The organism is Streptomyces sp. CB02923, assembly GCF_001905005.1.
Lineage (GTDB): Bacteria > Actinomycetota > Actinomycetes > Streptomycetales > Streptomycetaceae > Streptomyces.
Window position 1 is genome coordinate 321370 of record NZ_LWKZ01000024.1, and the last position, 20977, is coordinate 342346.

14 protein-coding genes and 2 pseudogenes are annotated in these 20977 nt (G+C 73.8%); 7 read left to right on the forward strand and 9 right to left on the reverse strand.

Annotated features, from left to right (window positions below; genetic code table 11):
• Positions 1–263: 263 nt before the first annotated feature.
• Entirely contained in the window at positions 264–1445 is a 1182-nt protein-coding gene (locus tag A6A06_RS24700) for an ROK family transcriptional regulator (protein WP_073763530.1), read from the reverse strand.
• A gap of 308 nt (positions 1446–1753) precedes the next feature.
• Here A6A06_RS24700 and A6A06_RS24705 point away from each other — a divergent pair, with 308 nt between their 5' ends.
• Positions 1754–5236 carry an ATP-binding protein gene (locus A6A06_RS24705; protein WP_073763531.1) on the forward strand — a complete coding sequence of 1161 codons (3483 nt, stop codon included), beginning with the start codon at positions 1754–1756 and terminating at the stop codon, positions 5234–5236.
• 98 nt (positions 5237–5334) lie between these two features.
• Here the strand turns inward: A6A06_RS24705 and A6A06_RS24710 are convergent, their stop codons facing one another.
• A complete protein-coding gene (locus A6A06_RS24710) occupies positions 5335–6309 on the reverse strand; it encodes a siderophore-interacting protein (RefSeq protein WP_079194310.1) in 975 nt (324 codons plus the stop codon).
• A gap of 402 nt (positions 6310–6711) precedes the next feature.
• Here A6A06_RS24710 and A6A06_RS24715 point away from each other — a divergent pair, with 402 nt between their 5' ends.
• Positions 6712–7845, forward strand: coding sequence for a hypothetical protein (locus tag A6A06_RS24715; RefSeq protein ID WP_073763532.1), 1134 nt, complete (start codon positions 6712–6714; stop codon positions 7843–7845).
• A gap of 24 nt (positions 7846–7869) precedes the next feature.
• Here the strand turns inward: A6A06_RS24715 and A6A06_RS24720 are convergent, their stop codons facing one another.
• The 3 genes and pseudogenes from A6A06_RS24720 to A6A06_RS24730 form a co-directional block, all read right to left on the reverse strand.
• A complete protein-coding gene (locus A6A06_RS24720) occupies positions 7870–8547 on the reverse strand; it encodes a GntR family transcriptional regulator (RefSeq protein ID WP_073763533.1) in 678 nt (225 codons plus the stop codon).
• 188 nt (positions 8548–8735) lie between these two features.
• Positions 8736–9749: pseudogene (locus tag A6A06_RS24725) on the reverse strand (RNA polymerase sigma factor); the annotation flags it as partial.
• Positions 9718–10134, reverse strand: coding sequence for a YciI family protein (locus tag A6A06_RS24730; RefSeq protein ID WP_073763534.1), 417 nt, complete (start codon positions 10132–10134; stop codon positions 9718–9720). The gene A6A06_RS24730 and the pseudogene A6A06_RS24725, both read right to left, overlap by 32 nt.
• A gap of 410 nt (positions 10135–10544) precedes the next feature.
• Here A6A06_RS24730 and A6A06_RS24735 point away from each other — a divergent pair, with 410 nt between their 5' ends.
• Together A6A06_RS24735 and fdhD are read left to right on the forward strand one after the other, a co-directional pair.
• Positions 10545–11792 (forward strand): FAD-dependent monooxygenase, encoded by a 1248-nt coding sequence (locus A6A06_RS24735; RefSeq protein ID WP_073763535.1) that lies wholly within the window; start codon positions 10545–10547, stop codon positions 11790–11792.
• 126 nt (positions 11793–11918) lie between these two features.
• Positions 11919–12773: a formate dehydrogenase accessory sulfurtransferase FdhD gene (gene fdhD / locus A6A06_RS24740; protein ID WP_073763536.1), complete on the forward strand. Its 855-nt coding sequence runs from the start codon at positions 11919–11921 to the stop codon at positions 12771–12773.
• A 100-nt stretch (positions 12774–12873) separates the two neighbouring features.
• On the opposite strand, the pseudogene A6A06_RS24745 reads toward fdhD, so the two are convergent.
• Positions 12874–13308: pseudogene (locus tag A6A06_RS24745) on the reverse strand (MarR family winged helix-turn-helix transcriptional regulator); the annotation flags it as partial.
• 149 nt (positions 13309–13457) lie between these two features.
• Here A6A06_RS24745 and A6A06_RS24750 point away from each other — a divergent pair.
• Both A6A06_RS24750 and A6A06_RS24755 read left to right on the forward strand, forming a co-directional pair.
• A complete protein-coding gene (locus A6A06_RS24750; RefSeq protein WP_073763537.1) occupies positions 13458–14399 on the forward strand; it encodes a quinone oxidoreductase family protein in 942 nt (313 codons plus the stop codon).
• A gap of 238 nt (positions 14400–14637) precedes the next feature.
• Positions 14638–16623 (forward strand): sialidase family protein, encoded by a 1986-nt coding sequence (locus tag A6A06_RS24755; protein ID WP_073763538.1) that lies wholly within the window; start codon positions 14638–14640, stop codon positions 16621–16623.
• A 129-nt stretch (positions 16624–16752) separates the two neighbouring features.
• Here the strand turns inward: A6A06_RS24755 and A6A06_RS24760 are convergent, their stop codons facing one another.
• Positions 16753–17898 carry a bile acid:sodium symporter family protein gene (locus A6A06_RS24760; protein ID WP_073763539.1) on the reverse strand — a complete coding sequence of 382 codons (1146 nt, stop codon included), beginning with the start codon at positions 17896–17898 and terminating at the stop codon, positions 16753–16755.
• A gap of 136 nt (positions 17899–18034) precedes the next feature.
• On the opposite strand from A6A06_RS24760, the gene A6A06_RS24765 reads away from it, so the two are divergent.
• On the forward strand, positions 18035–18919 hold the full coding sequence (locus A6A06_RS24765; RefSeq protein ID WP_073763540.1) for a LysR family transcriptional regulator: 885 nt from the start codon (positions 18035–18037) through the stop codon (positions 18917–18919).
• A gap of 12 nt (positions 18920–18931) precedes the next feature.
• Here A6A06_RS24765 and A6A06_RS24770 read toward each other — a convergent pair whose 3' ends face one another.
• Together A6A06_RS24770 and A6A06_RS24775 are read right to left on the reverse strand one after the other, a co-directional pair.
• A complete protein-coding gene (locus tag A6A06_RS24770; protein ID WP_079194312.1) occupies positions 18932–19858 on the reverse strand; it encodes a DUF3050 domain-containing protein in 927 nt (308 codons plus the stop codon).
• Positions 19859–19891: 33 nt separating this feature from the next.
• Positions 19892–20779 (reverse strand): class I SAM-dependent methyltransferase, encoded by an 888-nt coding sequence (locus A6A06_RS24775; protein WP_079194313.1) that lies wholly within the window; start codon positions 20777–20779, stop codon positions 19892–19894.
• Between the last annotated feature and the right edge of the window lie 198 nt (positions 20780–20977).

Sequence of the window (20977 nt, forward strand, 5' to 3'; positions counted from 1 at the left end):
ACGTGACGCGTGCGGGACGTACGACGAAACGGGGCGGTACGACGGAACGACAGCGGTACGACGGGACGGGCGCGGAACGACGGAACGCAGGCGGAACGACGAAACGACAGCGGTACGGCGCAACAGGGGCGGAACGACGGCCTCTGGCTGCGAAGTCGCTGCGGTACGGACATACGGCATGCTCGGCGCGCGGCTCGGGTGGTGTGCGGAAGCGGGCGCTTGATGGGGTGCGTGCGGTGATGCGGCGGGTGGCGCCGGTGCGGTCAGGCGGGTGAGAAGAGGTGGTCGCTGATGAGGCGGGCGGCGCCGGTGACACCGGCCACCTGTCCCAGCTCCCCCAGCACGATGGGCAGGTTGTTCGTCGCCAGCGGCAGCGACTGGCGGTAGACCTGGGTGCGGATCGCGGCGAGGAGGGTGTGGCCGAGGCCGGTCACCCCGCCCCCGATCACCACCAGCCCCGGGTTGAAGAAGCTGACGAGCCCGGCGATGACCTGGCCGGTCCGGGTGCCGCCGGACCGGATCAGGTCCAGCGCGACGGGGTCCCCGGCGGCGGCAGCGGCGGCCACGTCGGGCGCGCCGAGGGAGCCGGCCGCCGCCAGCCGTGCCGCCAGCTCCGGCGAGGTGCCCCCGCGCGCGGCGGTCTCCGCGTCGCGCGCGAGGGAGGCGCCGCCGAAGTAGGCCTCCAGGCAGCCGCGGTTGCCGCAGGCGCAGGGGCGGCCGTCCGGTTCGACCTGGATGTGGCCGATGTCGCCGGCGCTGCCCGTCGTACCGCGGTAGACCTCGCCGCCCACGACGATGCCGCAGCCGATGCCCGTACCGATCTTGACGAAGAGGAAGTCCTGGACGGTGCGGGCGACGCCCGCGTGCTGCTCCCCGACCGCCATCAGGTTGACGTCGTTGTCGACCATGACGGGGCAGCCCAGTTCCTGGCTGAGCGCCTCCCGTACGGGAAAGCCGTCCCAGCCCGGCATGATCGGCGGCGCGACCGGCACGCCTTCGGGGAAGCGGACCGGCCCCGGCACGCCGATGCCCGCGCCGTCGAACCCTTCGGCCACCCCGCTCGCCTTCAGCTTGCCCGCCAGTGCGAGGGCCTGCTCGAAGACGGCGACCGGCCCCTCGCGGACGTCCATGGGCTGGGTCAGGTGGCCCAGCACCTCCAGTTCGGCGTTGGTGACGGCCACGTCGACCGAGGTGGCGCCGATGTCGATGCCCAGGAAGCGCAGCGCGGGCGCGAGACGGACGTTGTGCGAGCGGCGGCCGCCGCGGGAGGCGGCGAGGCCGTCGGCGACGACCAGCCCGGTCTCCAGTAGCCGGTCCACCTCCACCGCCAGTTTGGAGCGCGAGAGGTCGACCCGGTCGCCGAGCTGGGCTCGGGAGTTGGGGCCGTGGTCGCGGAGCAGGCGGAGGAGCCGCGCCTGGTGCGCGTTGGCCGGCCTCGCCGTCATCCGCCTCACGCCACCCCTCCAGCCGTCGTCGGCCGTACGTGGTCCGGCACCGAGCGGCGCCGGGGCTTTCGAAGGGAACGTAGCAGCGCTTGTCCGGGCGGGGAAGAAGTTCGGACCGGATCCGTACCGACTTTCTCCTGTACGAGGACAAAGCCTTCGGGCAGGCATCCGGCGGCAAGCATCCAGCGGCAGACGTCCGGCCGCAGGCATCCAGCCGCAGGCATCCAGCGACAGGCATCCAGCGACAGGCATCCAGTGACAGGCATCCGGCCGCAGGCATCCAGCGGCGGTCCGGAGAGAATGGGCCGGTGAACTACCGCTACCGCGTGCTCGGCGCCGTACAGGCGCGCCGCCCCGACGGCACCGAAGTGCCTCTGAAGGGGGCTCGACTGCGTGCCCTGCTGGTGGCGCTCGCGGCGGGCGGCGGGCGGCCGGTGCCCGCGGCTCAGCTGATCGCCCAGGTGTGGGGCGAGGGCGAGGAGCCGCCCGCGGACGCCTCGGCCGCGCTCCAGGCGCTGGTCGGCCGCCTGCGCCGGGCGCTCGGCGGCCCGGCGGTCACTTCGTCGCCCGGTGGCTACGGACTGGCGGCCGGACCGGACGCCGTCGACCTCTTCCGCTTCGAACGGCTGGCGGCCGAGGGGACGGCCGCTCTGCGCGCGGGCGACCCCGCGACCGCGGCCCGCCTGCTGGACGAGGCCCTCGCACTCTGGCAGGGTCCCGCGCTCGCCGACCTGCCGGGGCGGGACGGCGACCCGCTCGCCGTACGGGCCGAACGGCGGCACGGCGAAGCACGCCGTACCCGGCTGGCGGCCGAGGTGGCGGCGGGCCGGGCAGCGGACGCACTGGCCGAGCTGGCGTCGCTGGCCGCGGCGGAGCCCCTGGACGAGCCCCTGCAAGCGCTGCACGTCCGGGCGCTGTGGGCGGCGGGGCGGCAGGCCGAGGCGTTGCAGGCGTACGAGGAGGTACGGGCCGGGCTCGCCGATCGGCTGGGCACGGACCCCGGCACCGAACTGCGCGCCCTCCACGCGCACCTGCTGGCCGGGACAGCGGAACCGTCCACGGCACCGGTCCCCGCCGCGTCCGCACCGCCCGGGAACCTTCGCGCCCGCATCACCTCTTTCGTGGGCCGGTCCACCGAACTCGCGGCCCTCACAGCGGAGTTGTCCGCGCAACGCCTCGTGACGCTGCTGGGCACCGGCGGCGTCGGAAAAACCCGGCTGGCCCTGGAGGCCGCGGACAACGCCCGCGCACAGGTCAGGCAGAGCGGACAGGTCGGCCAGAGCCAGCAGGCCGGGCAGAGCTGGCAGGCCGGGCAGAGCCAGCAGACCGGCCAAAGCGAGCAGGTCAGACAAAGCCAGCAGGCCGGGCAGAGCGGGCAGTGGCCCGACGGCGTCTGGGTCGCCGAGCTGGCCCCCGTACGGGGCGATGAGAACGTGACGGAAGCCGTGCTGACGGCGCTCGGCGGGCGTACGACACAGGTGCGGGGGCCCGGCGCCGATGAACTGCGCACCGCCGAAGGCCCCGCCACTTCCCTCGGCCGGCTCGTGGAGCACTGCGGGCAGCGGCGGATGCTGCTGGTGCTCGACAACTGCGAGCACGTGATCGGCGCGGCGGCGGAGCTGGCGCACACCGTACTGGCCCGCTGTCCGGGTGTGACGGTACTGGCCACCAGCCGCGAACCGCTCGGCGTCCCCGGCGAGTCCGTACACCCCGTCGAGCCGCTGCCGACGCAGGCCGCCCTCAGGCTGCTGGCCGAGCGGGGCGCCGCCGCGCGTCCCGGGTTCCGTACGGAGGACGACCCGGCAGCGTGCGCGGAGATCTGCCGCAGGCTCGACGGGCTGCCGCTCGCCGTCGAGCTGGCGGCGGCACGGCTGCGGGCACTGACCCCACGGCAGATCGCGGACCGGCTGGACGACCGGTTCCGGCTCCTGAACGGCGGCAGCCGGACGGCGCTGCCCCGCCAGCAGACACTGCGCGCGGTGGTGGACTGGTCCTGGGACCTGCTCACGGCGGACGAGCGCGCGGTGCTGCGCCGGCTGTCCGTGTTCTCCGGCGGCTGCGAGGCGGCGGAGGCGGAGAGCGTGTGCGCCGTCCCGGCACCGGCCGACAGCCCCCGTACCCCCGCCGACGTCCTGGACGTCCTCGCCTCCCTCGTCGACAAGTCCCTGGTCACCGCGGCCCCGGAGAGCCCGCGCGGGATGCGCTACCGGCTGCTCGAAACGGTCGCCGAGTACGCCGGGGAGCGGCTGACGGACTCCGGGGAGCGGGCGGCCGTGGAGCTGCGGCACCTGACGGCGTACCGGGAGCTGGCCCGTACCGGCGAGCCCGGACTGCGCGGACCGCGACAGGCGCAGTGGCTGGAACGCCTGGAGACCGAGCACGACAACGTACGGTCCGCGCTGCGCACGGCGGTCGGCCGGGCGGAAGAGCAGGAAGGGCTGTGCCTGGCGCTGTCCATGAGCTGGTTCTGGCAGCTGCGCAACCATCAGGCGGACGCCCGGCACTGGTCCGTAGCCGTCGCGGGCCTCGGCCCCGACCCCTTCGCGGCCCCCGTACGGCCCGCCGAACCGTTGGCGGAGCGGTGCACGGCGGCCCCGCTGCCCTGGGCCGGGGAGCGGCTGCGCGAAGCCCGGCGCGGGGTACGGCTGCTGGTGCTGGCGAGCGACGAGGCGGGGCCGTCCGGCCCGGTGCGCCCTGAGTCGGTGGTGGCCGCGTACCGTACGGGGCTGCCGCAGACCGTGCGGCAGCCGGGCGTCATGTGGTTCTTCGCCCGGCTGATGACCGGAGACTTCGCCGGGCTCGACGAGGCCGTCGACGCCGTGGTGCACCACTGCCGGGAACTGGGTGACGGCTGGGACCTGGGCCTGGCGCTGCTGCTGCGCACCAAGCTGCTCGACAGCCGGCCCGCCAGGCTGGACCGGTCCGCGCGTGACGCACAGGAGGCGCTGGAACTGTTCGAGGCCGCCGGGGACCTGTGGGGCATCGCCGAGTCCCTGTCCGCGCGCGGCGGAACGTACGAGCAGCGCGGGCAGTACGCACTGGCGGACGCGGACTTCGAGCGCGCCATGCATACGTCTGCGCGGATCGGCGCGCACGCGCAGGTACCGGAGTTCAAGGCGAGGCTGGCGGCCGTACGGCTGGAAGGTACGTACGGCACGGACGAGCGCGGAGACGACGAGGCCGCGGCGGGCGGCTCACCCCTCTCTCTCCGGGTGCAGGAGGCCGAGCAGCTGCTGCTGGAGGCCGTGGCGCAGTCCCGGCCCTCCTCCGGCGAGACGCTGAGCACGGCGCGGCTGCTGCTGGCCCGCCACTACGGGCGGACCGGGCGCACCGGTCTCGCCCGGGAGCAGCTGCACGAAGCTCAGCAGGCGTTCACCACCAGCACGCCGGCCCTCTTCACGGGCCTGGTGACAGGCCTCCACGGCTGGCTGGACTGCCTTGACGGGGACTTCCCGGGCGCCCGGAAACACGCTCGCCGGGCCGTCCGGCAGCTCGACAGCCTCGCCCATCTGGTGGCTCCGTACCTGATCGCCCACCAGTTCCTCGCCGCGGCCTGGGCGATGGCCCACCTGGGGGCGGCCGAGGAGGGGGCGCGCCTGCTGGGGGCGTACGACCGGCATGCGCCCTCGTCCGAGGGCTTCGGCCTCCAGCCGCTGCCACCCGCGGCCGAGGCCCTGGTACGGCGGCGGGCCGAGGCGGCACTGCGGGCGGTGCTGGCGGCGGACGCGTACGAGAGCGCGCACGCCGGGGGCCGCGGCCTCTCGGTGCGCGAGGCCGCCGCCCTCATCTGACCGGTACCCGCCTCAGCGCCCCTCATCTGACCGGTACACCTCACCACCCATCAACTGACCGGTCCGCCTCGCCGCCCATCAACTGACCGGTATCCGCCTCACCGCCCCTCGGCCAGCCGTTCCCGGGCCTCCGCCAGGTCCTCCTCCGTCGGCGCGTCGTCCTGGGACAGGGAGCGGCGCCAGTAGCCGGTGAAGTCGATGGCCCGCTTGTCCAGGCCCCGGTCGTCGACCAAGTGCCGGCGCAACGCGCGCACCGCGCCCGCTTCCCCGGCCAGCCAGGCGAAGACCGACCCGGCGGGGAAACGGGCCCCGCGCACCGCGTCGACGAGCAGCTCGCCGGGCCGGGCCCGGTCCGGTCCGCGGTGCAGCCAGTGCACGGTCAGGTCACCGCGGGTGTCGAAGGTCTGCTCCTCCGCCGCGTCCGCGACCTCGATGTACGCCACCGCGCGGGCCCCCGCCGGCAGCCACTCGGCGAGGGTGCCGATGGCCGGGAGCGCGGTCTCGTCCCCGGCGAGCAGCGTCCAGTCGGCCGCGTCGAGGGGGACGGGGCGGGCGAAGTACGCCGAGGGGCCGAACATGCCGAGCGTGTCCCCGGGCGCGGCGGCGCGGGCCCAGCGGGTCGCCGGGCCGCCACTCGCCGGGGCCGTACCGTGCAGGACGAAGTCGATGTCGATCGTGCCGTCCGCTGGGTGGTGCGCGCGGACGGTGTAGCTGCGCATCCACGGCCGTTCGTCCTCGGGGATCGCCTGGAACGCCTGGTACCACCGCATCAGGTCGCCGTCGGCGGACGGCTCCGGGAGGCGCGGGGCGCTCCGCCCGTGCCGGGGGAAGTACAGCTTCACCTGCTGGTCCGGCGCGTCGAGGCGGAATCCGGCGAGGCCGGGGCCGCCGAAGGTGACGCGGACCATGTGCGGTGAGAGCCGCCGGACCGCGGTGGTTCGGATGTACCGGACCGGCAGGGGGGCCGGCTCGGGGGTCGGCTGGGGTGTCGGGGCGGAGGTCTGCGCGGATGTCGGCTGAGATGTCTGCTCGGGGGTCTGCTCGGGTGCCGACTGGGATGTCTGCTGCTGCATCGCGTCTCCTGGGACCGGCCACCGGCCGACTACGGCGGTGGCGCGAGGGACGCACAGCGCGCGCAGGGCCCCGGCGCGCGCTGTGCGGGACAGTGACACGACCGTCGCAGCCGCCTCCTACACGCCGCCTACATCCCGCCTGCATCCCACTTGCACAGCCATACCCGCAGCTGAGCCCGGTCCGCCGTCCGCGCGCGCTGCGCACACACGATCCGCCGTACGCCCGCTCCGCTCGCGCGGGGCCGGTCGCTGCCGCGGCCCAGCTATCCGGGTGATTCGCCCGCGCGGCCGTAACAGCAGACGCTCCACCGTCAATACGTCTGCTGACAGGAAGAGCCCGCACCGGCCGCGGCCGGTGCCGCCGGCCGCGGCCGGTCCCGCACGAGAACGGATCACCACACCATGCCCCTGCCCACGGACCGCTGCCGTCTGCTCCCCGTCGCCTCGGCGAGCGCCCTGGCCCTCGCCGCCGCACTGGGCGCCGGAGCCGCCCTCGCCGCCTCCCCCGCGACCGCCTCCGGGCGCGCGCACACCACCGCGCCGCAGGACCCCCGCGAATCGACGGTGCGGGTGGGGACCGGCACCGCCGACTTCTGCCTCACCCCCGACGCCACCCGCGCGCTCACCAAGGCCGGAATCCGCCTCACCGCGGTCGCCCCGGCGAAGCTCACCGGCCCGGCCGGGCGCCGGTGCGTGTCCGCGCCGATCTCGGGCGGCGCGTTCAACACCCGCTTCACCTCCGGGCACCTCGCCTTCGGGGGCGGCTTCGACTTCGTACGCAAGGACAAGCGCCACCTGAGGGTCGACGCGCTGCGGGGCGAACTCGCCACCTCGCGCCTCACCGCGAACGTGGGCGGCTCCAAGGCGCGCCGGGCCGACTTCCTGGCGTTCCGCGTGGACCCGAACCGGATCAAGATGGGCGGTGGGCAGGTACGGGCCCGGATGTCCTTCACCCTCACCGAGCGCGGCGCCGCCGCCTTCCGCGGCACCTTCCAAGGGCGCTCGCCGCTCGCCGCGGGCCAGCGGGTGTTCGACGGGGACGGCACGGCACGGCTCGCCAACCAGGCAGCCGGCAGCACGTCACCCGGTACCGGCACCGCGCAGAAGCAGACCCCGGCCACCGCACAGAAGCAGCCCCCGGCCACCACAGAGAAGCAGACCCCCGGAACCCCGACCCCTCAGAAGCAGAACCCGGGCACCCCCAAGAAGCAGACCCAGGGCACCCCCCAGAAGCAGACTCCGACCACCGCTCAGAAGCAGCCCCAGGGCACCGCTCAGAAGCAGACTCCGGGCACCCCCCAGAAGCAGACCCCCACCACCACGCACAACCAGCGCCCCACCACCACTCAAGCCCAGCAGCCCACCACCGCTCAGGGCCAGCGCCCCACCACCACGCACAACCAGCGCCCCACCACCACTCAAGGCGAGACGCCTGCCGTCACCACCCGCCCCGTGAATGACCCCGCAGTCGACCCCGCGGTCGACCCGGTGAACGACGTGGCGATGAGCCCGTTGAACGCGGTGGCGGCCGACTGAGTCCGCGGTCCGCGCCGCGCGGCGTCAGTCCCGGTCGCGCTCGTGATACGTACGCCGGGTGTGCTCGGTGTGCGCCCGCATGACCGCGGTCGCCCGCGCCTCGTCCCGGTCGGTGATCGCCGCGATCAGCTCGCGGTGCTCGGCCCAGGACTGCTTGCCGCGCTGCCGGGCGACGGGTGTGTAGTACCAGCGCACCCGTCGCCCGACCTGCGCGGCCAGGCCGGTCAGCACGGCGTTGCCGGCCAGCGCCATCACCTTGGCGTGGAATTCGGCGTTCGTGGCGACCGCGGTCTCCACCGCGTCGTCCCGTACCGCCTGTTCGCCCTTGTCGCACAGCGCTTCCAGCTCCGCGATGCCGGCTGATCCGGCGTTGGCGGCGGCGAGCCGGGCGGCCTCCGCCTCCAGGAGCGTCCGTACGGTGAACAGCTGGTCGGCCTCCTCTTCGGTGGGCTCGTGCACGAACGCGCCCTGCGCCGGGCGCAGGTCGACCCAGCCCTCGGTGTTGAGCCGCTGGAGTGCCTCGCGGACCGGTTGCCGGGAGACGCCGAGGTGGCCCGCAAGCTCGCTCTCGACCAGGTGCTGGCCGGGGCGCAGCGTACGCGTGGTGATCAGTTCGAGGAGCGCTTCGTAGACGCGCTCGCGCAGCGGGCCGGGGCGTTCCAGCTTCGGTACGGCGCCCTGCGGCAGCCCTGTGGACAGCATCGAGATCCCCTCCGTGGACGCGACCGGGACGGTGTCCGCACGCGGCGGCCGGCCCGCGGGCGACCGATTGGTTATCGTCTACAGTCTACCGACCACGGGCCGCCGGTGCGCAGAAGACCGCTACGCAGACCACCGGCGTTCCGGCGCCCAGCCCGGCTTCGGTCCAGGTTCGCCTCGCACCCGTTGTGTCACGCCAACCGCGCCGCCCGCAGCCGTAGATACCGCTGCTCCGGCGCGCTCAGGGTGCGGCTCGCCGCCGCCCGGTACGCGACGCGGGCGGCGTCTCGCTCTCCCGCCGGTTCCAGGAGGTGGGCGCGCACGGCCTCCAGGCGGTGGTGGTCCGCGATCCGCGGGTCGTCCGCCAGCGGGTCCAGCTCGGCGAGGCCCGCCCGGGGGCCGTCCACCATGCCGACGGCGACCGCCCGGTTGAGGGTGACCACCGGTCCCGGGGACAGGCGCTGGAGCAGGTTGTACAGGCCGAGGATCTGCGGCCAGTCCGTGGTCGCGGCTTCGCCGGCCTCGTCGTGGACCGCGGCGATGGCGGCCTGGACCTGGTACGGGCCGACCGGGGCCGTGGTGAGCGCCCGGCTGATCAGGGCGATGCCCTCGTTGACGCGCTCGTGGTCCCACAGGGTGCGGTTCTGCTCGGCGAGCGGGATCAGTTCGCCGCCGGGGCCGGTGCGGGCCGGGCGGCGGGCGTCGGTGAGCAGCATCAGCGCGAGCAGGCCCGCCGTCTCGCCGTCACCGGGGAGCAGCGCGTGCGCGGCGCGGGTGAGGCGGATGGCCTCGGCGGCCAGGTCGGCGCGGTGCAGGGCGGTGCCGGAGGTGGCGGTGTAGCCCTCGTTGAAGATCAGGTAGAGGACCTGGAGGACGGCCGTCAGGCGGTTGGCGTACTCCTCGCCCTCGGGGCGGGTGAAGCCGACGCCCGCGTTCTTGAGCGTCTTCTTGGCCCGGCTGATGCGCTGCGCCATGGTCGCTTCGGGGACCAGCAGTGCGCGGGAGATCTCCGCGGTGGTCAGGCCGCCCACCGCGCGCAGCGTCAGCGCGATCCGCGAGGTCCGGCTCAGCTCGGGGTGGCAGCACAGGAACAGCAGCGTGACGGTGTCGTCCTCGGACGGATGGCACGCCTCCCCCGGAGGCGGGACGTGGAAGTCGTCGCGCGGGGCGGGTTCAGTCACCCGCGGGCGGGGCTTCCATGATCTGCCGGATGACGACCTGGCTGGGCCTGCTGCCCTCGGGCACCGGAGACTCGTTCACCCGCTTGGCGATCTCGACGACCCGCTCCTCGCTCGCGCAGTCCAGCACCCAGTAACCGGCCAGGACCTCCTTGGTCTCGCCGTACGGGCCGTCGGAGACCACCGTGGAGCCGTCCGGGCCGCCGGTGACCACGATGGCCTGGCTCGGGGCGCTCAGGCCCTGGCCGTCGACGATCTCGCCGGACTCGGCGAGGTCGTTGTTGAGCGACTCCATGTGCGCGAACATCTTCCGCAGGTCGTCCTGCGTCCAGGCCGGGGAGCCCGGCGCGGCCTTTCCGCTCATGGCCTCGTAGTCGGCCTGCGTGCCGTAGATCATGACCAGGTACTTCACGGTGTTCAGCTCCCTCGCTGATCTCGTCGGCTCCCGGCGTTCCGGGCGCCTCTCGCAGGAGACATCGGAGCCGTCGGAGGCTTCTCGACACGACCGTGAAGAAATCCTTTCCGAATTTTTCCCCTTCGCCCGCCCAACGGCCGATCATGAACCTGAACAGCGGATTCCTGCACTTGCCCGCCGAGTCCGCGGCCCGTGCGCCGCGCAGCAGGCCGGACGGGAGATCCCGCGCGGGCGGCCGGACGACCGGGTGCCCGCGGCTACCGGGAGGCAGGTGAGACACGCCAAGAAAGCAGCGACAATCTCTGCGCAGACACCCGTCAGCGTCAACTCCTGCGAGACTACAACCGCTTAAACCACCTCAGACCACCGCGGTTCTCCGGGGAGCCGCCGACAGAAGCGGGTTGTCGATGCACGGAGGAACGGTCGCCGTCGTGGGCGGGAGCATCGCCGGATGCGCCGCCGCACTCGCCGCACACCGGGGCGGCGCGGGAGAAGTCACGGTGTACGAACGGTCCGACAACCTGGCGGACTACGGCGCCGGGCTGGGTATGCACAACGCCCGCTACGCGGAACTGGAATCGGCGGGCTACATGGACGCCGATATGCCCTGCCTCCAGCTCACCCGCCGCCGTTGGTACACACGCGACGGCTCCCTGCCGCTCGGCCGGCAGGTGGGCGAACTGCCCTTACCGTTCCGTACCTACACCTGGGGGCCGCTCTGGCGCGAGCTGCGCGACCGGCTGCCCGCGACCACCGTGTTCCGCGGGAACAGCCCGGTCCGTACGGTCGAGACCTCGCCCGACGGCGCGGCGGTGCGCCTGGAGGACGGCTCCGCCCACCGCGCCGACCTGGTCATCGGCGCGGACGGCTACCGTTCCGTGGTCCGCGGCGCCGCCTTCCCCGGCGTACGGCCCGCGTACGCCGGTTATGTCGCCTGGCGCGGCGCGTACCCCGCCGGGCGGCTGACCGCGCTCGGCCCGGACCCGGACACCGCATGGCCGGTCGAGGACTGCGTGTTCGCCGTCTTCCCCGGCGGCCATGCGGTCATCTACCGCATCCCGGACGGCGAAGGCGGCCACCGCGTCAACTGGGTGCTGTACACCGTCCCTCCCCCGGAACTGGACCTCGGGCTGGACACGCCCACCAGCCTCCCGCCCGGCACGCTCGGCGAGGCACTGCACGCCTCCTTCGCGCAGGTCACGGGCGAACTCCTGCCGCCCTACTGGGGCGGTCTGCTCCAGCTGACGCAGCCCGATGAGCTGTTCATCCAGCCGATGTACGACTTCACAGCGCCCCACTACGGCTCGGGCCGCCTGCTGCTCGCCGGAGACGCGGCCACGGTCGCCCGCCCGCACACCGGCGGCGGCGCGGTGAAAGCCCTCCAGGACGCCACCGCCCTGGAGACGGCCTTCGCCGCCGCGGCCGACTGGTCCGAGGTGCCCGCCGCGTACGACGCCGCGCGCGGCCCCGTGGGCGCCTCGATGGTGGAACTCGGCCGCCGCCTGGGCGATGCCCTCGTCCTGCGCAGCCCGGACTGGCGGACGGTGGAACAGGGACAGCTGGACGCGCTGTGGTCGGGCGCGGGTCCGAGCGCATTCGGCGGGCGCGAACTGCCGGGCGCGCGCGGTCCCGCCGCGGGCGTCGCGGAGCGGTAGGAGGCGGCAGGGGGGGCGGGTGCCGGGTGCCGCACCGATCGGCCGAACGCGTACCGGACAATGGAACGGCCGAGGCCGGACCGCTGCCACGGGCCGGTACACCAGGACGGACGGGACTGATCAGACATGGGACGGGTCACCGAGCGACGCCGCGTCATCCGCATCCGCGACGGAGCCGTGAGCACGCGCCCGGACACCCTCGTCGGCGAGGAGCCGCTGGAGATCCGCCTCGGCGGCAAGCCGCTCGCCATCACGATGCGCACGCCGGGCGACGACTTCGCGCTGGCCGCGGGCTTCCTCGTCAGCGAGGGCGTGCTGGGGAGCGCCGGGGAACTGGCGAACATCGTGTACTGCGCGGGCGCCACCGAGGACGGCTCGAACACGTACAACGTGGTGGACGTACAGCTCGCGCCCGGTGTCCCCGTCCCGGACATCTCGCTGGAACGCAACGTCTACACGACGTCGTCCTGCGGGCTGTGCGGCAAGGCGAGCCTGGACGCGGTCCGCACGTCCGCCCGCTGGCGCCTGGACCCGCCCGCCGAGGCCACGGCCCGCATCACGCCCGCCACCCTGGCCGCCCTCCCCGGCAGGCTGCGGGCCGCGCAGCGCGTCTTCGACCGGACCGGCGGGCTGCACGCCGCCGCGCTCTTCGGTGCCGACGGTGAGCTTCTCGACGTGCGCGAGGACGTGGGCCGCCACAACGCCGTCGACAAGGTCGTCGGCCGCGCCCTCCAGGAGGACCGGCTGCCGTTGCGCGACACCGTTCTGATGGTCTCGGGCCGGGCGTCCTTCGAACTGGTCCAGAAGGCGGTCATGGCGGGCATCCCGACGCTCGCCGCCGTCTCCGCGCCGTCCTCCCTCGCCGTCGATCTGGCCGTCGAGAGCGGCCTGACGCTGGTGGGGTTCCTGCGGGGTACGTCGATGAACGTGTACGCGGGCGAGGAGCGGATCGCGCTGGGCGCGGAGGCGGGCCGGGCCTGACGGCCGGTCACGGAGCAGACCGTCGACCCGGCCCCGGTCCCGGTCCTGATCCCGATCCTGGCCTCGACCCCGGCCTCGATCCCGGCCCCGGCCCCGGTCCCGGCTCCACGACGCGCGCGAGCAGCGCCATCAGCTGACCGCGTTCCTCCGGAGTCAGCCGCGCGGTCAGCTCCTCGTTCGCCCGGTCGCCCAGCTTCTCCGTACGGCGCAGCCTGCGCTCCCCGGCGGCGGAGATCTCGATGGCGTTCTTGCGCCGGTCCGTGGGGTCGGGGGTGCGGGTCACCAGCCCGTCGGCCTGGAGGTCGTTGACGGCCGCGACCATGTCCTTGGGGTCGATGCCCACGCTGCGGCCCAGCTCCGCCTGGGAGACGGGCCCCAGCTCGCCGACGGCCGACAGCACGGCATGGTGCGTCATCCGCATCCCCTCCTCGGCCAGCGCTTCGGCGACGAGGCGGTGGCCGCGCGCTGCCGCCCGGCCGAGCAGCCAGCTGGGGAGAGCGCGGATGCGGGCGGGGGCGTAGGGAGTCTCTGCCATGGGACCAGCCTATCCGGAAAACCATTGGTACACCCAACGAAAGCTGCTACCGTTGGGGCACCCAACGGTCCCTCGGCCCCTGACCGGTCCGGTCCCGACCGGACTGGACCCCGCCTTGCCCAGGCCCGCCCACTCCCCCGGAGGTCCCCATGCGGCGAGTCCGCTTCCATACGTACGGCGGCCCGGAAGTGCTGCGCATCGAGGAGGCCGAGGCCCCCGCGCCGGGCCCCGGTGAACTGCTCGTCCGCACGGAGGCCATCGGCGTGAGCCTGCCGTCCGTGCGCCGGACCCGCGGCGACGGCAAGGGCGGCGGCGTGCCGCTGCCCGCCGTACTCGGCGGTGAGGTCGCCGGCGAGGTCACCGGCCTGGGCCCGGACGTCACCGGCTTCGCGGTCGGCGACCGCGTCACCTCGATCTCCTTCACCGGCTCGTACGCCGAAGCGGCCACCGTGCCGGCCGCACTGGCCGCCCGCATACCGGACGCCGCGACCGGCGTGGACGCCGTCGCCCTGGTCCGCGGCGGGCAGGTCGCCCTCGCCGCGCTGGCCACCGCCGCGCCCACCGGCCCGGAGTCGGTCCTGATCACCGGTGCTGCCAGCGCCACCGGGCACCTCGCGGTGCAGCTGGCCAAGCTGCGGGGCGTGCCGCGGGTGGTGGCGGCCGTCGGCTCCGCCGCCAAGGCGGACTTCCTGTACGGGCTCGGCGCCGACGAGGTCGTGACGTACGACGACGAGACCTGGGGCGCGCCCGCCGACATCGTCCTCGACGGGGTAGGCGGGGACCTGCTGCCGCGGGCGGTGGCGGCTCTCGTACCCGGAGGACGTCTGGTGTTCTTCAACTCGGGGGGCGGCACGGTTCCGGCTCACGCCCTCCTCGCGGGCTCGAAGACGATCACCGGGCTCACCATGGCGCGCTTCGCCGCCACCCGCCCGGAGCTGTACGAGCGGCACGGCACCGAGCTGTGGGACCACTTCTTCGCAGGCCGCCTGCGGGCCGCGGTGCACGCTCAGGTCCCGCTGGCGGAGGCCGCCCGCGCCCACGAGATCATCGAGGCCCGCGCCAACCTCGGCAAGGTCGTCCTGCTGCCCTGAACCGCCTCCCCGGGCAGGCAGCCCGCACGGGTGTGCCCGGCGTGCTCCGGACGGGGGAAATCCGGCCGGGCGCGAAGAAGCGCCGCGCGTGGCTTGTGACAGTGCCGGGGGGCCAGTAGCTTCCTGCGCACCGGAGCAAGGACATCGGACATCCTACGTAGGACGTGGGATGTCTGGTCATGTCCCGTTCTCTTCCGCCTCCGACGCCTCGCCGATGCCTCGAAGGGCAGGTCGGATCATGACGTCACGATTCCGCACGCACGACGGCCACCGCGGCAGACCCGCCACCGGGACCAGCGGCCCTGCCCGCGGCGGCCCCCGGCCACAGGCCCGCACACTGGCCGCACTCGCCACGGCCGCCGCTGTCCTGGTCCCGGTGGCCACCGCCCAGGCCCGCCCCGCGGCCACCCCGTCCGCCGGTTCCCCCGCCGCCACCGGCTTCGAGCAGCAGGTGCTGTTCAAGGGGTCCCAGGAGCACGGATACGCGTGCTTCCGCATCCCGGCGATCGTCCGTTCCACCAGCGGCACCCTGCTGGCCTTCGCCGAGGGCCGGGTGCGCAACTGCGGCGACGCCGGCGACATAGACCTCGTACTGAAACGCTCCACCGACGGCGGACGTACGTGGGGCCCTCTCCAGGTCGTCAATGAGGGCGGCGGGGACACCCACGGGAACCCCGCCCCCGTCGTCGACCGTGAGACCGGCCGCGTCCTGCTCGCGGAGACCTACAACAAGGGCCGCCCCGACGCCGGGAACTGCGACGTCCCCTGCGACCGCACCCCGCACCTCCAGTACAGCGACGACGACGGCGCCACCTGGTCCGCACCGCGCGACCTGACCGCCGAGCTCCGGCCCCCCGGATGGAACTCCTGGTACGCGACCGGCCCCGTACACGGCATCCAGCTGGCCCGGGGACGGCACGCCGGACGGCTGGTCTTCACCGTCAACGCGGAGAGCTACGGGGGCGGCCGCATAATCGCCAACCACGGGGCGCTGATGCTCAGCGACGACGGCGGTGACTCCTGGCGGGTCGGCGCCGTGGACAGCTACCCGACCGCCGCCGACGGCACCTTCCGCCAGAAGCCGTCCGAGATGAGCCTGCTCGAACGTTCCGACGGCTCGGTGTACGTCAACGGGCGCGAGCAGGACGGCACCGACCTCGGCCACCGCACGGCCGCCGTCAGCCACGACGGCGGCGAGTCCTTCGCCCGGCCGTTCCGCGCCCTGCCCGGCCTGTACGCGCCGATGGTGCAGGGTTCCGTGCTGCGGCTGCCGCCCCGGGACTCCCGCGGGCCGGGCCGTACGCTCTTCGCCGCGCCCGCCGACCCCGACCGCCGCCGCACCATGACCATCCGCTCCTCCTACGACGAGGGCCGCACCTGGGAAGGCGTGGACCGGGGCGCCCGGGTCACCGCCGACTGGTCCGGCTACTCGGACCTGGTGTCCGTCTCCCCCGGCCTGACCGGCCTGCTCTACGAGGGCGGCGCGGCCGACGCCCGCGACGAGATCCGCTTCGCGCGCTTCACCGACGGCTGGCTCGGCCCGCGCCGCGCCCCCGACCCGACGACCCCCGACCACGGGCGGCACGCCCGGCCCGCGCTCGTCCTGGGCGGCGCCCGGCCGGTGCCGGGCCGCTTCGGCGACGGGCTCTCCTTCGACGGCCGGGACGACGCCGTACGCCTCCCCTTCCGCAGCTCACTGCCGCTCGGCAGCGGCGACTTCACGTGCAGCCTCTGGTTCCGCTACCGCGCCACCTCCGGGGAACAGCCCTTCCTGTGGATGGGCGGGGTGGGCAGCCGCAGCCCTCAGGTGGCGCTGCGCGGCGACCCCGCCCGCAACCGGGTCAGCGCCTTCGTCACCGCGCTCGACGGAGCCCGGCCGCCCGCCACCGCCGAGGTCGCCTCCGGCACCGCGTACAACGACGACCGGTGGCACCACCTGGCGCTGCGGCGCACCGGCGGACATTTGACGCTCACCGTCGACGGCGCCGAGACCCGCACGGTCCCCGACGTGCCCGGCTCCGTGAGCCGGAACTCGGTCTTCGGTGTCCACGCGGGCCAGAAACCCGACAGCCGCTCGCAGCTGTCCGGCGACCTGGACGAAGTACGGGTGTACGGGCGCGCGTTGGACGACGACGAACTGGCCCGCGTACGCCAGGACAACGCGCGCGTCCGCGGCCCCGTCGTCCTGCACCTGCCGCTGAACCACGTACACGACGAGGACTGACGGGAACGGGCGGGAACGGACGAGGAGGGGCAGGGAGGGAGGAGGAGGGACGAGAGCTGGCAGGGACGGACGGGAACTGGCGGGAACGGATAGGGAACTATCGCGCCGAGGCCGCGAACGTCCCCTTCCTCAGCGCGAGTTGCCCGCACCCACATTCTCACCGCGCTGCCGCGGCGTCCCGCCCGCTCCCCGCGGGCCGGTTCCGAGCCGGTCCCGGTCCGCCGCCGCCCCGGACTCGACCCCAGCCCCAGCCTCTGCCCCTGCCCCTGCCCTGTCCCCTCCCCCGGTTCCCGGCTCGCCGGGTGCCTGCGCGGCGTACCGCTTCGCGAGGACCGCGCAGACCATCAGCTGCATCTGGTGGAACAGCATCAGCGGCAGTACGGCCAGCCCGGCCTGGGCGCCGAACAGGACGCTGGCCATGGGCAGCCCGGCGGCCAGGCTCTTCTTCGACCCCGCGAAGGTGATGGCGATCCGGTCGCCGCGGACGAAGCCGGCCTTCCGGGAACCGTAGGACGTGACCGTCAGCATCAGGGCCAGCAGGACGGCCTCGACGGCCAGCAGACCCAGCAGGCGCCACGGGGAGACCTGGTGCCAGATGCCCGCGGCCATGCCCGCGCTGAAGGCGGTGTAGACGACCAGGAGTATCGAGCCGCGGTCGACGAAGCCGAGGATCTTCTTGTGGCGGGTGATGAAGCCGACGATCCAGCGGCGCAGCAGCTGACCTGCGAGGAACGGCACGAGCAGCTGCAGGACGATCGACACCAGGGAGTGGGCCGAGAACCCGCCGCCGTCACCGCCCAGGAGCAGCGCCGCCAGCAGCGGCGTCACCACGATCCCGAGGAGGCTGGAGAAGGACCCGGCGCAGATCGCCGCCGCGACGTTGCCGCGCGCCATCGAGGTGAAGGCGATCGAGGACTGGACGGTGGAGGGCACCAGGCACAGGAAGAGCAGACCGGTGTAGAGGGGCTGCGTCAGGACGTACGGGACGAGGCCGCGGGCGGCCAGGCCCAGCAGCGGGAAGATCACGAACGTGCAGGCCAGCACCGCCAGATGCAGCCGCCACTGGCGCATCCCGTCCATCGCCTCGCGGGTGGAGAGCCGGGCGCCGTAGAGGAAGAAGAGCAGCGCGACGGCTCCGGTCGACGCGTCGTCGGCGACGGTGGCGGCCGTGCCGCGGGCGGGCAGCAGCGCCGCGAGGCCGACGGTGCCGACCAGGGCCAGAATGAATCCGTCCACGGGGAGCCAGGAGGGGATCTTGAGCTGAGGGCGGCGCATGTTCTCTCTTCGGGTCGGTGCGGGTGGCCGGGGCGGACGGTGCCCTCTCCAGCCTGCCTGGCACCACAGCCATCGGGAACCCCTCTTACCGTGGTGACTGTCATCACGGTTCGTGATGGGCAGCTAGGCTGGGGTGATGTTCGATCCCGTACAGCTGCGTACGTTCCTCGCGGTGGCGCAGACGCTGAGCTTCACCCAGGCCGCGCACCGGCTCGGCCTGCGGCAGTCCACCGTGAGCCAGCACGTGCGCAAGCTGGAGGACGCGGCCGGGCGGCGGCTGTTCGCCCGGGACACCCATGCCGTGGACCTCACCGAGGACGGCGAGGCGATGCTCGGCTTCGCGCGCACGATCCTGGAGGCCAACGAGCGGGCGGCGGGCTTCTTCACCGGCACGCGGCTGCGCGGCCGGCTGCGGTTCGGGGCCTCGGAGGACTTCGTGCTGACCCGGATGCCGGAGGTGCTGGAGGAGTTCCGGCGCGATCACCCCGAGGTGGATCTGGAGCTGACGGTCGAGCTGTCCGGGACCCTGCACGAGCTGCTGGCGGCCGGCCGCCTCGACCTCGTCCTGGCCAAACGCCGCCCCGGCCCCGCGCGCGGCCGGGCCGAGGCGCCCACCGGCCGGCTCGTCTGGCGGGACCGGCTGGTGTGGGTCGGTACGGACCGGCTGCGTCTGGACGCCCGCAAGCCGGTCCCGCTGGTGGTGTTCCCGCCGCCCGCGGTGACCCGGGCCCGCGCGCTGGAGGCGCTGGAGCGGCAGGGCCGCGACTGGCGCATCGCCTGCACCAGCGGCAGCCTCAACGGTCTGGTCGCGGCCACCCGGGCAGGTCTGGGCGTGATGGCGCACAGCCTCGGCATGATCCCGCCGGGCCTGGTCCGGATGCCGTCCCGGGCCGGGCTGCCGGACCTCGGCGGGGTGGACTTCGTCCTGCTGTACGGGGAGCGGGACGGCGCGGCCAAGGGCCCGGCGGACGCCCTGGCCGACGCGATACTGGCGGGCGGCGACCGGTTGCAGCTTCCGTAGGAGGCGCGCCCGTCACCGGCCCGCCGACGACGCGGACACCGCGTCCCAGAGAGCCTGCCGGGCCCTCAGCGCCTCGACCACGGTCTCCGCGCCCTGTGCCCACTTCTCCCGGTCGTCCCCGCAGATCTCGACGAGCATCCGCAGGGCCATCGGCGTGTGCGCGTCCCCGTCGAGTTCGATGTGCCGCACCAGGTAGTCCTTGAACGTCGCCAGTCGCTCCTGGGCGCCCGCGATGCCGGTGACCCGCTGGAACATGTCGGGGATCAGGTCCTCACGGCCGAAGGCGAACGCGGCGGCGCGGCAGTGGAGCGGCGCGTGGGCGATGACGTCCCAGGTGGCGGCGGTGAACTCGGCCGCACCCGGGGGCACGTCCGCGTACTTCAGCGCCTTGGTCACCGAGTTGCCGTCCCGCAGCAGGGCGACGAAGGACTCGATGGGCCCGGTGTCGGCCCCCGTGCGGCGCATAGCGTCCACGTAGAGCTCGAAATGGCTGGTGTACCCGTCCCCGAAGGCGTCGCTCTCCTCGGCGAGAGTGATCTCGTTGATCAGGCGGCGGCTGACGGACGGGCCCTGCGGTACCCATGGCAGGTCGGTGCACGTGAGGTCGCGCTGGAGGCTCTTGAGCAGCGACATGAAGTCCCACACGGCGAAAACGTGGTGCTCCTGGAAGACGGCGACCCGGCGCAGGCTGGTCAGTTCGCCGTAGACGCGGTGGCTCAGGACGTGCTCGCGGGCCGGACCGATACGGCGTTCCAGGGCGCGCAGGCCGGGATGGGCGGGGACGGCGGCGGTCGCGGGGTGGACATCCTCGGCCGTCACGGGATGGGAACCCTCGGCGGTCGCGGGGTGGACATCCTCGGTGGTCGCGGGGTGGGCGTCATCAGCGGTCGTCGGGTGGGGGAGGTCGGCGGTTCCGCGGTGGTGGGTGGTGCCGGTCATCGTCAACTCCATGGGTGATCGGACCGTCGGCGGTCAGGTGGCGGCCGGAGCGGTGGCGCGCAGGGTGAACAGCAGCGGGCACTCGCCCTGGATCCGGGCGGGCAGCCAGTACCTGCCGTCCGCACGCTGCTCCAGGTAGGGCAGCATCGGGAACCACGCGGAGGGAAATTCGTGGAGGAATTCCGGCCGCAGTCCCGCCCGGATCACACTGGTCACGATCTCGCCGAGCGAGTGCGCCCAGGTGTACCCGGCGACCGCGGTGTCCGTCCCGGGCTCGGCGTACGCGCCTTCGAGGTCGTGCGTGACGGGCTCGTCGCGGTGGAAGTACGGGTAGCGCAGCCGGGGCCCGTCCGCGTTCTCGTCAAAGTCCAGCACGTGCACCATGGGGTGGTACTCGGCGACGTAGAGCACCCCGCCGGGTGCCAGGTAGCGAGCCGCCGAGCGCGCCCACCGGTCGATGTCCGGCAGCCAGACGAGCGAGCCGAACGAGACGTACACGATGTCGAAACGGTGGTCGAAACCCGGCGGCAGGTCGTAGAGCTGCGCGCAGACGAACTCGGCGGGCAGCTCCGCCTTCCCGGCGATGGCATGGGCCTGCGCGATGGCCGACGGCGAGAAGTCGACGCCGGTCACATGGGCCCCGCGGCGCGCCCAGCTGAGCGTGTCCAGGCCGAAGTGGCACTGGAGGTGGAGCATCGAACGGCCCGCCACGGGGCCCAGTTCCTCCGGTTCGAAGGACTGCAGGCTCTCGCGCCCGGCCAGGAAGCCCTGGACGTCGTAGTGGTCGCTGCGCACGTGGACGTCGGTCCAGGTGTCCCAGAGAGCACGGTTGCACTCCGTCCAGCGGACGTGATCGGCGGCCGCCTCGTACCGGGACGGCTGCCGGGGCCGCCGTGTGGACTGCCCCGTCGACTGTGTCATCGCTCCTTCTCCCCCTCGAACGGTTCGCTCAGATCGGTACTGCCCGTAACTGCTCGCATCTGCTCGTACGTGAAGCGGCCGTCCCGGCACGCAGCCGGGCTGCGGCGGCTCCGATGTCTGGGATACGGAGCCGGGGACGGAGGAGTTCACCTCTTCATCCGGCCAGGGGCGGAGGAGTTCGCCTCTTCGTGCGGCCGG